Raw genomic sequence first — 11,845 nt, forward strand, 5'->3', positions numbered from 1 at the left:
CATTGAGCATACGTGACGGCGGTAAAAAAGTCGACACATATTTCTCCGGGTGAAAGCACACAATGAAACTCGCTTCGATTCAGTACAAAACACAGCGCATGGCAGCCGTGGCGGTAGACGGCGGCTTTGCTCCGCTGAATGCCCAGAATCTCAGTGAGCTCCTCGACAACGAGCAGTGGCAGGACTTGGCCCGGAAAGCTCTTGCCTCCGGATCCGCCGAATTCATCGCCACCGCCGATGCAAGCATCCTGAACCCCGTCCCCGCCCCGAACAAGGTCATCTGCTGCGGGCTGAACTACTCCGACCACATCCTGGAAATGGGTCGCGAACTGCCCGAATACCCGACGCTTTTCGCCAAGTTCGCCGATACCCTGACCGATCCGAATGCCGAGATCACCAGCGAAAATTCCGAGTCCGTCGACTGGGAAGCCGAACTGTGTTCGCTCATGAGGACGAGGCCACGGCCTTCGCCGATGTCGAGCACCTGGTCACCGGCATCGGCAAGATCGATGGCGCGGTCGCGCTCGCCGGAGCCCTGGCCGGAGGCCACTACGAGCGAGTCGTGGTCCTTGGCACCGCCGGCGTGATCGTGGTCCTTGGCACCGCCGGCGTGATCGTGGACGGCGAGCAGCGCCCGGACATGGACACCATCTACCAGGTCACCACGGTCATCCAGCATGACTTCCCGCTCGAATCGGCACCCCTGCGTCCAGCCGGCGGTGTATTGCTTCCGGAGCGCCAGCTGACCATGGCCACCGGTGATGTCTTCGTCAGCGACGACGACCAGCGCATCCGCATCGCCGGACTCGGCGCCCAGCTGGTGGACATGGAAGGCTACGCCTACGCCAGCGTGTGCGAGCGCTTCAATGTCCCGCTGCAGATCTTCAAGGTGCCCTCGGACTTCGCCGACAGCAGCACCACGATCGATGACTGGTTCGCCGTTGTGGCGCGCAAGAGCCGGCAGCTTCGGAAGTTCTGGGAGCAGCACCTGAACTAGCGGCGTCCCCGCCCGATCCCCGGCACCGACGCCCTGCCCTTCCAAGGTGGACGTCTGCGCCCGACCCTACCAAGGTGGACGTCTGCGTCCTGCCCGGCCGCGAATTCGGGCCGGTTGCAGCAGCAACCAACCACCTGGGAATTTTTGTTAAACTCCCGCCAGGCCCAACCCCCGCCCCGCTGTCGCGCCGTCGCGCCGTGCGACCCTCGATTTTCATGGGGAATTCATTGACACTCCACCTGTCTGGTCACACTTCTTTGTTCAAGAATGTTAGGTTGTGGTATATTTTGTGATTCCAGTGGCATGATGGTGTGCCCGGATTAGCAAGGAAGTGACGATGGCTGTTCGATTGGGCGTAATCGCCGACGACTTTACCGGCGGTACGGATATCGCCAGTTTCCTGGTGGCAAACGGCATGAAAACCGTGCAGTTGTCCGGCGTGCAGCCGCTGCATGCCATTCCGCAGGGCACCGAAGCCATCGTGGTGAGCCTCAAGAGCCGTTCCAATCCCGTGGCCGAGGCCATCGAGCAATCCCTGCAAGCTTTGGACTTGCTTCGGCAAGCCGGCGCACGGCAGATCTACTTCAAGTACTGCTCCACCTTTGACAGCACCGCGCAGGGCAATATCGGCCCGGTCACCGACGCGCTGCTGAAGGCACTCGACACCGACTTCACCGTCATCTGCCCCGCCCTGCCCGTCAATGGCCGCACCACCTACCAGGGCCACCTGTTCGTCAACGGCGTGCCGCTGGACGAATCCAGCATGCGCGACCACCCGGTGACCCCGATGCGCGATTCCAGCCTGGTGCGACTGATGGACACCCAGGCCCAGGGCAACACCGGACTGGTCCCCTACGAGACCGTTGAGGCCGGTGCCGCACAGGTTGCGCGCGCGCTGCGCGACTGCCGCGCCGGCGGCCGGCGCTACGCGGTGCTCGATGCCCTGAACCAGACCCACCTGGACACGCTGGGCGAGGCGGTGAAGGACCTGCCCTTGGTCACCGGCGGCTCCGGTTTGGGCGGCGCCATCGCCAAGGCACATCGCAGCGACGACGCGGGCGCCGCAGCCAGCTTCACCCCGCATGCCGGTCCCGGCGTCATCCTCTCCGGCTCCTGCTCCGCCGCCACCAACGAGCAGGTTGCCGCCTACCGCACCCAGGCCCCGGCCCTGCCCGTAGATGTCGACCGGCTCATGAGCTCCCCCTCGGGCTACGACCAGGAAGTGCTGGACTGGTTCGCGGCCCAGGACGCCCAGGGGCCAGCGCCGCTGATCTATGCCACGGCCGGGCCCGATGAAGTCTCCCGCCTGCAGCGCTACTACGGGGCAGCGGCCTCCAGCGACGCCATCGAGCAGTTCTTTGCCCGCATCGCCTCCGACCTGGTTTCCCGCGGTGTACAGCGCGTGGTAGTAGCCGGAGGTGAGACCTCCGGTGCCGTCACCCAGGCCCTGGACGTGGACGGTTTCCAGGTCGGTCCCGGCATCGCCCCCGGCGTGCCGTGGGTCCGGTCGCTGGATGGCCGGATCGACCTGGCCTTGAAATCCGGGAACTTCGGCGGCGTCAACTTCTTCGCGGATTCCCAGCAGGTCAGGGGAGCATGATCATGAGCAACTTCGCAGCCAACCTGTCCATGATGTTCACCGAGCTGCCCTTCGCCGAACGCTTCCAGGCGGCCGCCAACGCCGGGTTCACGGCGGTGGAATACCTCTTCCCCTATGAGCTTCCCGCCGAGCGGATCCGTGGGCTGTTACGTGAGAACGGACTGGTCCAGGCGTTGTTCAATGCACCGGCCGGCACCTGGGAGGCCGGCGAACGCGGGCTGGCCGCCCTCGAAGGGCGTGAAAAGGAGTTTCACTCCTCCATCGAGCTGGCCATTGACTACGCCCGGATCCTCCAGTGCCCGCGGGTCCATGTCATGGCCGGCAATGCACCGGTCACCCCGCAGGCCACCGAAACCTATGTGGGCAACCTGCGCCACGCGGCGGATGCCGCCGCAGCCGCCGGCCTGCAGCTGAGCATCGAGCCGATCAATGCCCGGGACATGCCCGGCTACTTCCTCTCCGGCGTCCCGCAAGCCCTGGAACTGCTGGAGCGCATCGACAGGCCGAACGTCGGGCTGCAGTTCGACTACTATCATGCCCAGATCACGCACGGCGATGTCACCATGCTGATGCGCGGCTGCATCGAGCGGATCACCCACGTGCAGATCGCCTCGGTACCCGAACGCCACGAGCCCGATGGCGGCGAGCTGAACCTGAACTACGTGCTGGGCGAACTGCACGCCGCCGGCTACCGCGGCTGGATCGGCTGCGAGTACCGTCCGCGCACCACCACCGAGGCCGGCCTGGGCTGGCTGCACCGCGTCACGGCAAGCCAGCCATGATCCCGCTGGAACGCCAGCGCAGCATCCTGCGCCAGCTGGAACAGCAGCCCAGCGTCAGCATCGCCGCACTGGTCCAGGAGCTGGACGTCTCGCACATGACCGTGCGCCGCGACATCCGCCGCCTGGAGGAGCTGGGCAAGGTGATCTCTGTCCCCGGCGGGGTCAGCCGCCCCGAACGCCTGGCCCTGGACCTGTCCCACGAGGTCAAGGAGGGCCTGCAGCCGGCCGCCAAACAGGCCATCGCCCGGCAGGCCGCCGGGCAGGTGCAGCCCGGGAACGTGGTGTTCCTGGACGCCGGAACCACCACGCTGGCCATCGCACGCGAGCTGGCGGAGGTTCCCCAGCTGGTGGTGGTGACCAATGACTTGGCGATTGCCCTGGCGGTCTGCGAGTCCGGCAGCAACCAGCTCTACTTCGTCGGCGGCTCCGTCGACATGTCCAACCAGTCCTCGCAGGGCTCGACAGCCGCGTCGCAGATCGGGCAGTTCAACGTGGACGTCGCCTTCGTGTCCACGTCCTCGTTTGACCTGCGCGGCATCTCGGTGCCGTCGGACGCCAAGCTGGCCGTGAAGAAGGCCATCCATGCCGGTGCCGTGCGCACCATCCTGGCCAGCGACAGCAGCAAGTACGGCAGGGTCGCCAGCCTGCAGGCCCTGAAGCTCACCGAATTCGACGCCATCATCTGCGATGACGAGTTGCCGGAGTCGGCCGCCGAGGGAATCCGGGATCTGGGTGTGAGCCTGATCCTGACCAACGAACATCTTCAACACTAATTTCCGGAGGATATCCCAGCCATGAAAATCATCGTTACCGGCGGAGGCGGATTCCTCGGCAGCCGAGTCATCCAACTGCTGCTGGATCGCAAGGATGCCGGTGCCAGCCCGGTGGACTTCGACGCGATCGTCAGCCTGGATTTGGCGCCCTGCCCCGTCGCCGACGACCGGGTTTCCTCGGTGACCGGCAGCATCGACGATGCCGCGCTGCTCAACGAGCTGGTCACCGACGACACCGTGGGCATCTTCCATCTGGCCGCGGTGCTTTCCGGCGGTTCGGAAGAGGACTTCGACCTGGCCATGAACGTGAACGTGGACGGCACCCGGGCGCTGCTGGAAGCCGCCCGCCGGGTCAAGGGCCCGGTGCGCTTCGTGTTCACCAGCTCCCTCGCGGTCTTTGGCGGCACCATGCCGGCGGTCGTGCCGGAAAGCCACGGCACCCAGCCCGAGTCCACCTACGGCACCGTGAAGTCCATTGGCGAGCTGCTGGTCAACGAGTACTCCCGCAAGGGCTTCATCGACGGACGCGTCTGCCGCCTGCCGACCATCTCGGTCCGTCCCGGCAAGCCGAATTCCGCGGCCTCCTCCTTTGCCAGCGGGATCATCCGCGAACCGATGAACGGGGTTGCCTCCACCTGCCCGGTGCCGCTGGACACCGTAATGTGGCTATCCTCGCCGCAGGCCGCGGTCGCCAACCTGGTGCACGCCTTCGAGCTGGACGGCGCCTCGCTCGGCGACTGGCGGGTGCTGAACATCCCCGGCTTGTCGGTCACCGTGGCACAGATGCTCGACGCGCTCACGCAGGTCGGCGGCAGCGCCGCCCGCGAGCTGGTGAGCCTGTCCCACGATCCGAAGATCGACGCGATCGTGGGCTCCTGGCCGGGCAACTTCGATGTCACCCGCACCAAGGCCCTGGGCTTTGCGGCGGACAACGACTTCGTCCAGATCGTGCAGCAGTACCACGACGATTTCATCGCCGGCTGATCCCCGGCCCACCCCCTAGGAAACCATCATGAATTTTGCGGTAGACGCAATCGCGACGACCAGCCCGTCGGCAATCATCGGGCTGGTTGTTGCCATCGCCGTGCTGATCTTCCTGGTCCTGAAGACCAAGGTCCACGCACTCCTCGCTCTGGTGATCGCGGCATCCATTGCCGGTTTGGCAGCCGGGATGACCCCCGAGGAGGCCGTCGCCTCCATCTCGAAGGGCTTTGGCTCCACGCTGGCCACCATCGGCCTGGTCGTCGGTTTCGGCGTGATGATGGGCAGGATCCTTGAAGTCTCCGGTGCCGCCGAGAAGCTGGCGATCTCGATGATCCGCTTCCTGGGCACCAAGCGCGAGGAATGGGCAATGTCAGCCGCCGGCTACATCATTTCCATCCCGATCTTCGTCGACAGCGCGTTCGTGATCCTGACCCCGCTGGTCAAGGCCCTTGCCACCAGTGCCGGGCGCTCCAAGCTGACCCTGGGCATCGCCCTGGCCGGCGGCATGGTGCTCACCCACCACGCGGTACCGCCCACTCCCGGACCGCTGGGTGCCGCCGGCATCTACGGCGTCTCCGTGGGCGACATGATCCTCTACGGACTGCTGCTGACGCTTCCGGCGCTGGCCACGGTGACCCTTTACGCCCGTTTCGCCGGCCCGAAGATCGAGGCCATGGCCCCGGTTTCCGCCAGCGTGGGCGCAGCCTCCGGCCAGGGTGGCGAGCCGGCCACCGCGAAGGAGGCGTATGCCGAGTTCAGCGCGCTTGCCGGCGAACGCGAGAAGCAGCTGCCCTCGCTGTTCATGTCCCTGCTGCCGGTGATCGGGCCCATCGTGCTGATCTTCCTGAACACCGCCGTTGCCGCGTTGGCCTCCGCCACCGAGGGCGTTGTCCCGGATGCGCTGGTGCAGGTCACCACCTTCATCGGCAACCCGGTGATTGCCGTGGGCATCGGCGTGATCCTGGCCATCTACGGCCTGGCGCGGCAGAAGGATCGCAATTCGGTCCTGGAGGACATGGAAAAGGGCGTGGAGTCGGCCGGCATCATCCTGCTGGTGACCGGCGCCGGCGGTGCCCTGGGTGGAGTGCTGCGTGACAGCGGCGTCGGCGACGCGATCGGCCAGTGGGCGTCCACCCTGCCCCTGCCCACTATCCTGATCCCGTTCCTGATCGCCACCTTGGTGCGCCTGGTCCAGGGCTCGGGCACCGTGGCCATCATCACCTCGGCTTCCATCTCCGCGCCAATCCTGGCGCAGATCCCGGACGTGAACATGGTTCTGGCCGCGCAGGCCGCGGCGCTGGGCGCCATGGTCTTCAGCTACTTCAACGACTCGCTGTTCTGGGTGGTCAACCGGATGCTGGGAGTCACCGACGTGAAGCGCCAGATCCTGACCTGGTCCGTTCCGACCACCATCGGCTGGGCGACCTGCCTGGTCACGCTGCTGGTCGCCGACCTGTTCGTGTAGCAATACCGCGTGCACAACCTCTACCACCCCTAGAAGGAATGATCGTGAAGTACACAGAGATTCGTGAGGAACTCGTCCGTCTGGCGGCGAGCCTGTTCGAACGGGGATTCTCCGTGGGCAGTGCCGGGAACATCAGCGTCAAGGTCGAGGGCGGATACCTGATGACGCCGACCAACGCGAGTCTTGGCCGGCTTGATCCGCAACGGCTGTCGCTGCTGGACGATCAGTTCAACCACATCGACGGCGACAGGCCGTCGAAGGAAGTGGTGATGCACCAGGCGATGTACCGGGCCCGCCCGCAGACCGGCGCCATCGTGCACCTGCATTCGACCTTCGCCACCGCCGTCAGCTGCCTGGCCCCGGCCGGAGAATCCACGATCGTGCCGCATACCCCCTACCTGGTGATGCGCATGGGTTCGCACATTCCCCTGGTGCCCTACTACAAGCCGGGCGATCCCCGGATGGAGCAGGACATCGTCGAGGCGTCGGAAAAGGCTCCGGCCCTGCTGCTGGCCAACCACGGAAGCCTGGTCGCCGGGGCCACCCTGGTCCAGGCCGTCGACTCGGCCGAGGAGCTGGAGGTCTCGGCGCAGCTGGAACTGCTGCTGCATGGACGTGAGACCCGTCCGCTGACCGAAGGCGAAATCCAGGCGTTGCTCACGCGCTGATCAAGCCACATGCGCGGCCGGGATCGGGCAATGACAAATTGCCCGATCCCGGCCTCTTGTCGTTTGGCGTAGAGCACGCGCCGGCCACCGTGAAACTTCCGGTGGCGCGCGAGGGCTAAACTTGAAGGGATGTCCCGGCCGGCCAAGGGCCGGGCACCAGGAATGTAGGGGACGGGAATGCCGGATCAGAAGACCTTGTACGTGTTCGCCCACGAAGGCGAGGCCACCGCCTTTTCGGATGTTGAACACCTGGTCACCGGCATCGGAAAGATCGGCGCGGCGGTGGCGCTCGCCGGGGCCCTGGCCGGCGGCGGCTACGAGCGCGTCGTGGTGCTGGGCACCGCCGGCGTGATCGTGGACGGCGAGCAGCGCCCGGACATAGACACCGTTTACCAGGTCACCACGGTCATCCAGCACGACTTCCCGCTCGAATCGGCGCCGCTGCGTCCGGCCGGTGACGTGCTGCTCACCGAACGGCAACTGACCATGGCCACCGGTGATGTCTTCGTCAGCGACGACGAGCAACGAATCCGGCTTGCCGGGCTGGGTGCCCAGCTGGTGGACATGGAGGGCTACGCCTACGCCAGCGTCTGCGAGCGATTCAACGTCCCCTTGCAGATCTTCAAGATTCCCTCGGAGTTCGCCGACAGCAACACCACGATCGAGGACTGGTTCGAGGTTGTCGAGCGCAAGAGCCGGCAACTGCGCGCCTTCTGGGACCAGCACCTGGATCGGGAAATCGTACCGGTTTCCTAAACGCCCTCAGCCGCTTCGGCCCGCCAACTTTTTCCCTACCCCTGCGATCTGCCGCCAGCGCGGTTTCCCAGCCGGCGCCACACCCTGCCCCACCATGCCTTATCACGATCTCGGGATTTTCCTGAGAATCACTGCCTCGTGGCAAATCCAGCCGGTACATTTGTGCCACTTCGAGAAAGGGCGAACATGGCACAGGCAGCGCACGGCATGTATTCCGCGGTGGGCAAGCTGAACAAGGTCCTCGTTTGCCGCCCCGGGCTTGGACAGGAACGATTGACGCCATCGAACCACAATGACCTGTTGTTCGATGACCTGCTCTGGGTGCACAACGCCCAGCGCGATCACCGGGACTTCGTGCGGAAGCTGGAGAGCCGTGGGGTGGAAGTGGTGGAGCTGCATGACCTGCTGGTGGAAACACTGGCCATCCCCGAAGCCAAGGAATGGCTGCTGGATCGCAAGATCGTCGCCAACGAGGTGGGGTTCGGGCTGGTTGAGGAAACGCGGGCCTACCTTGATTCGCTCGATCACATCCTGCTCGCCGAGTACCTGATCGGTGGATTGTCCACGCGCGAACTGCCGGAGGAATTCCGCAACGGCTACCTCGCACTGGTCCGGGAATCCACCGGGATCAACGAGTACCAGATGCCGCCGCTGCCCAACACGCTCTACACCCGCGACACCACCAGCTGGATCTACGGTGGGGCGACCCGGAACAACGCTGGGGCCAGGCGACCCTGGAGGGCGGGGACATCATGCCGGTGGGCAACGGCACCGTGCTGGTGGGCATGTCCGAGCGCACCAGCCGCCAGGCCATCACCCAGCTGGCCGAGAGCCTGTTCAACGCGGGCAGCGCCGAACGCGTGGTGGTCGCCGGGATGCCGAAGCTTCGCTCGGCAATGCACCTGGACTCCGTCTTCACCGTCGCCGATCGCGACCTGGTCACCTACTACCCGGGCATCGTCGACGGGATCCACACCTTCTCGCTGCGCCCGGGCGACAACGGCGCGTTCGAGGTCACCGAGGAAAAGGACCCGTTCGTCAAGGTGGTCGCCGACGCGATGGGATTGAAGCGGCTGCGCACCATCAAGCCGGGCGGCGACTGGTACGCCGGGGAACGCCAGCAGTGGGACTCGGGCAACAACGTGGTGGCCGTGGAGCCCGGGGTGGTCTTCGCCTATGACCGCAACACCCACGTCAATTCGCTGCTGCGCGAACACGGCGTGGAAGTCATCACAATTGTCGGGGCCGAGCTCGGGCGCGGCCGCGGCGGCGGGCACTGCCTGACCTCACCGCTGTCGCGCGACCCGGCCGAGTTATAGTCACTCCCCCTCGCCGCGGCACCTGCCCACTGCCCGGTTAACGGGATGATCCCGCCCCGCCACGAGGGCGGAACGGGATCATCAGGCGGGAATGCCTGGCCTACTCGGCGCCGACGGTCTCCTCTTCCTCGACCACTGGGGCCAGCGACAGCTTTCCGCGGTCGTCGATCTTGGTGATCTCGACCTGGATCTTCTGGCCAACGCCGACGACGTCTTCGACGTCCTCCACGCGCTTGCCGTCGTTGATCTTGCGCAGCTCGGAGATGTGCAGCAGGCCGTCCTTGCCCGGGGTCAGCGAAACGAACGCACCGAAGGTGGTCAGCTTCACGACGGTGCCCAGGTAACGCTCGCCGACCTCAGGAACCTGGGGGTTGGCGATGGCGTTGATGGCCGAACGGGCAGCCTCGGCGGATTCGCCGTTGGTTGCGCCGATCAGCACGGTGCCGTCGTCCTCGATCGAGATGTCAGCGCCGGTGTCTTCCTGGATCTGGTTGATCATCTTGCCCTTCGGGCCGATGACCTCGCCGATCTTGTCAACCGGGATCTTCACCGAGATGATGCGCGGAGCGTTGACGTTCAGCTCGTCCGGTGCGTCGATGGCCTGGTTCAGCACGTTCAGGATGTGCAGGCGTGCTTCGCGGGCCTGGGTCAGCGCAGCGGCCAGCACCGAGGCAGGGATGCCGTCCAGCTTGGTGTCCAGCTGGATCGCGGTCACGAACTCGGAGGTACCTGCGACCTTGAAGTCCATGTCGCCCATGGCGTCTTCGGCGCCCAGGATGTCGGTCAGGGCCGCGTAGCGGGTTTCGCCGTCCACGGTGTCCGAGACCAGGCCCATGGCGATGCCTGCCACGGCTGCCTTCAGCGGCACGCCGGCGTTCAGCAGCGACAGGGTCGAGGCGCAGACCGAGCCCATGGAGGTCGAGCCGTTGGAGCCCAGCGCCTCGGAGACCTGGCGGATGGCGTACGGGAATTCCTCGCGGCTTGGCAGCACTGGAACCAGTGCGCGCTCTGCCAGTGCGCCGTGGCCGATTTCGCGGCGCTTCGGCGAACCCACGCGGCCGGTCTCACCGGTCGAGTATGGCGGGAAGTTGTAGTTGTGCATGTAGCGCTTGGACTTCACTGGGGACAGCGAGTCGATCTGCTGCTCCATCTTCAGCATGTTCAAGGTGGTGACGCCCATGATCTGGGTTTCGCCGCGCTCGAAGATGGCCGAACCGTGCACGCGAGGCAGGACCTCGACCTCGGCGGACAGCTGGCGGATGTCAGCCAGGCCGCGGCCGTCGATGCGGACCTGCTCGGTCAGGATGCGCTGGCGCACAATGTGCTTGGTGACTGCGCCGAAGGCCTTGGAGATTTCTCCCTCGCGGCCTTCGAAGGCCTTGCCTTCGCCTGCCAGTTCGGCAAGGATCTCGTCCTTGTACTCGCTGGCGGTGTTGTCGCGGTCCTGCTTGTCGGCGATGGTGTAGATCTCCGCCAGGCGGGTCGAAGCGGCGGCCTCGACTGCTGCGTAGGCATCCTCTTCGTAGTCGCGGAAGACAGGGAACTCGACGGTTTCCTTGGCGGCGCGGGAAGCCAGGTCGGCCTGGGCCTCGCACAATACCTTGATGAACGGCTTGGCAGCCTCAAGGCCCTCGGCGACGACCTCTTCGGTCGGAGCCACGGCGCCGCGTTCCTTGATCAGTTCCCAAGCGTTGTCGGTAGCCTCGGCTTCCACCATCATGATGGCGACGTCGTCACCGGCGATGCGGCCGGCGACAACCATGTTGAAGACCGAGTTCTTCAGCTCGGAGTGACGCGGGAAGGCAACCCACTGAGCGCCGTTGCCGTCGTCGACCAGCGCAACGCGAACGCCGCCGATCGGACCGGAGAATGGCAGGCCCGACAGCTGGGTCGACATCGAGGAGGCGTTGATGGCCACCACGTCGTACAGCTCGTCCGGATCGATGGCCAGAACGGTGACAACCACCTGGACCTCGTTGCGCAGGCCCTTGACGAAGGCCGGGCGCAGCGGGCGGTCCATCAGGCGGCAAGCCAGGATGGCCTCGGTCGATGGACGGCCTTCACGGCGGAAGAAGCTGCCCGGGATGCGGCCAGCAGCGTACATGCGCTCCTCGACGTCCACGGTCAGCGGGAAGAAGTCGAAGCCCTCACGCGGGTGCTTGCCGGCGGTGGTTGCCGACAGCAGCGCGGTCTCTTCGTCGATGTAGACCATTGCGGAGCCGGCGGCCTGCTTGGCAAGGCGGCCGGTCTCGAAGCGGATGGTGCGGGAGCCGAAGCGGCCGTTGTCGATAACGGCCTCGGCGAATTGGATTTCTGGACCCTCCATTAAGGGGGTGCTCCTTTCAATCGCTCCCATGCGACGGACGAGCGAACCGTATGGCCCTACCCAGATCTGGTCTTCGATCGAGACCCGCGCGTGAACCCCAGGGGGTTTCCGCGAAGATCACTACCGAGGACCGCGAAACTGGCGGTCGGGACCAACGGTCGGTCAGTCCTGGGAG

General features: G+C 65.6%; 10 protein-coding genes and 1 pseudogene. 10 read left to right on the forward strand and 1 reads right to left on the reverse strand.

What is annotated here, in order from left to right; all coding sequences use genetic code 11:
- Window positions 1-98: 98 nt before the first annotated feature.
- The 10 genes and pseudogenes from RF641_RS02925 to RF641_RS02970 all read left to right on the forward strand — a co-directional run bounded on the left by RF641_RS02925 (window position 99) and on the right by RF641_RS02970 (window position 9,344).
- Window positions 99-587 (forward strand): fumarylacetoacetate hydrolase family protein, encoded by a 489-nt coding sequence (locus tag RF641_RS02925; protein WP_424572461.1) that lies wholly within the window; start codon window positions 99-101, stop codon window positions 585-587.
- The gene (locus tag RF641_RS02930; RefSeq protein WP_424572655.1) at window positions 497-997 is read left to right on the forward strand and encodes a phosphorylase family protein; all 501 of its coding nucleotides are present in this window, start codon (window positions 497-499) and stop codon (window positions 995-997) included. The genes RF641_RS02925 and RF641_RS02930 overlap by 91 nt, the downstream gene beginning before the upstream one ends.
- A 337-nt stretch (window positions 998-1,334) precedes the next feature.
- Window positions 1,335-2,597, forward strand: coding sequence for a 3-oxo-tetronate kinase (gene otnK, locus RF641_RS02935; RefSeq protein WP_424572462.1), 1,263 nt, complete (start codon window positions 1,335-1,337; stop codon window positions 2,595-2,597).
- 2 nt (window positions 2,598-2,599) lie between these two features.
- Window positions 2,600-3,379, forward strand: a complete 780-nt coding sequence (otnI, locus tag RF641_RS02940; protein ID WP_424572463.1) for a 2-oxo-tetronate isomerase — start codon at window positions 2,600-2,602, stop codon at window positions 3,377-3,379.
- On the forward strand, window positions 3,376-4,152 hold the full coding sequence (locus RF641_RS02945; protein ID WP_424572464.1) for a DeoR/GlpR family DNA-binding transcription regulator: 777 nt from the start codon (window positions 3,376-3,378) through the stop codon (window positions 4,150-4,152). The genes otnI and RF641_RS02945 overlap by 4 nt, the downstream gene beginning before the upstream one ends.
- 21 nt (window positions 4,153-4,173) lie before the next feature.
- The gene (gene denD, locus RF641_RS02950; RefSeq protein WP_424572465.1) at window positions 4,174-5,136 is read left to right on the forward strand and encodes a D-erythronate dehydrogenase; all 963 of its coding nucleotides are present in this window, start codon (window positions 4,174-4,176) and stop codon (window positions 5,134-5,136) included.
- Window positions 5,137-5,164: 28 nt separating this feature from the next.
- Window positions 5,165-6,601, forward strand: a complete 1,437-nt coding sequence (locus tag RF641_RS02955) for a GntP family permease (protein WP_424572466.1) — start codon at window positions 5,165-5,167, stop codon at window positions 6,599-6,601.
- Window positions 6,602-6,645: 44 nt separating this feature from the next.
- Window positions 6,646-7,269: a 3-oxo-tetronate 4-phosphate decarboxylase gene (otnC, locus tag RF641_RS02960; protein WP_424572467.1), complete on the forward strand. Its 624-nt coding sequence runs from the start codon at window positions 6,646-6,648 to the stop codon at window positions 7,267-7,269.
- A gap of 177 nt (window positions 7,270-7,446) precedes the next feature.
- The gene (locus RF641_RS02965) at window positions 7,447-8,025 is read left to right on the forward strand and encodes a phosphorylase family protein (RefSeq protein ID WP_424572468.1); all 579 of its coding nucleotides are present in this window, start codon (window positions 7,447-7,449) and stop codon (window positions 8,023-8,025) included.
- A 207-nt stretch (window positions 8,026-8,232) separates the two neighbouring features.
- A pseudogene (locus RF641_RS02970) lies at window positions 8,233-9,344 on the forward strand (arginine deiminase family protein).
- A gap of 100 nt (window positions 9,345-9,444) precedes the next feature.
- Here RF641_RS02970 and RF641_RS02975 read toward each other — a convergent pair.
- Window positions 9,445-11,670, reverse strand: coding sequence for a polyribonucleotide nucleotidyltransferase (locus tag RF641_RS02975; protein WP_424572469.1), 2,226 nt, complete (start codon window positions 11,668-11,670; stop codon window positions 9,445-9,447).
- Between the last annotated feature and the right edge of the window lie 175 nt (window positions 11,671-11,845).

Source organism: Arthrobacter sp. 'calajunan' (assembly GCF_046940185.1).
In the GTDB taxonomy this organism is placed as follows: Bacteria; Actinomycetota; Actinomycetes; order Actinomycetales; family Micrococcaceae; genus Glutamicibacter; species Glutamicibacter soli.

What these genes read in the sequence shown, in the direction of transcription:
- RF641_RS02925 (WP_424572461.1), top strand. Translation starts at nt 99, where the DNA reads ATGGCAGCCGTGGCGGTAGACGGCGGCTTTGCTCCGCTGAATGCCCAG.
- otnK (WP_424572462.1), top strand. Translation starts at nt 1,335, where the DNA reads ATGGCTGTTCGATTGGGCGTAATCGCCGACGACTTTACCGGCGGTACG.
- otnI (WP_424572463.1), top strand. Translation starts at nt 2,600, where the DNA reads ATGAGCAACTTCGCAGCCAACCTGTCCATGATGTTCACCGAGCTGCCC.
- RF641_RS02945 (WP_424572464.1), top strand. Translation starts at nt 3,376, where the DNA reads ATGATCCCGCTGGAACGCCAGCGCAGCATCCTGCGCCAGCTGGAACAG.
- denD (WP_424572465.1), top strand. Translation starts at nt 4,174, where the DNA reads ATGAAAATCATCGTTACCGGCGGAGGCGGATTCCTCGGCAGCCGAGTC.
- RF641_RS02955 (WP_424572466.1), top strand. Translation starts at nt 5,165, where the DNA reads ATGAATTTTGCGGTAGACGCAATCGCGACGACCAGCCCGTCGGCAATC.
- RF641_RS02965 (WP_424572468.1), top strand. Translation starts at nt 7,447, where the DNA reads ATGCCGGATCAGAAGACCTTGTACGTGTTCGCCCACGAAGGCGAGGCC.
- RF641_RS02975 (WP_424572469.1), bottom strand. Translation starts at nt 11,670, where the DNA reads ATGGAGGGTCCAGAAATCCAATTCGCCGAGGCCGTTATCGACAACGGC.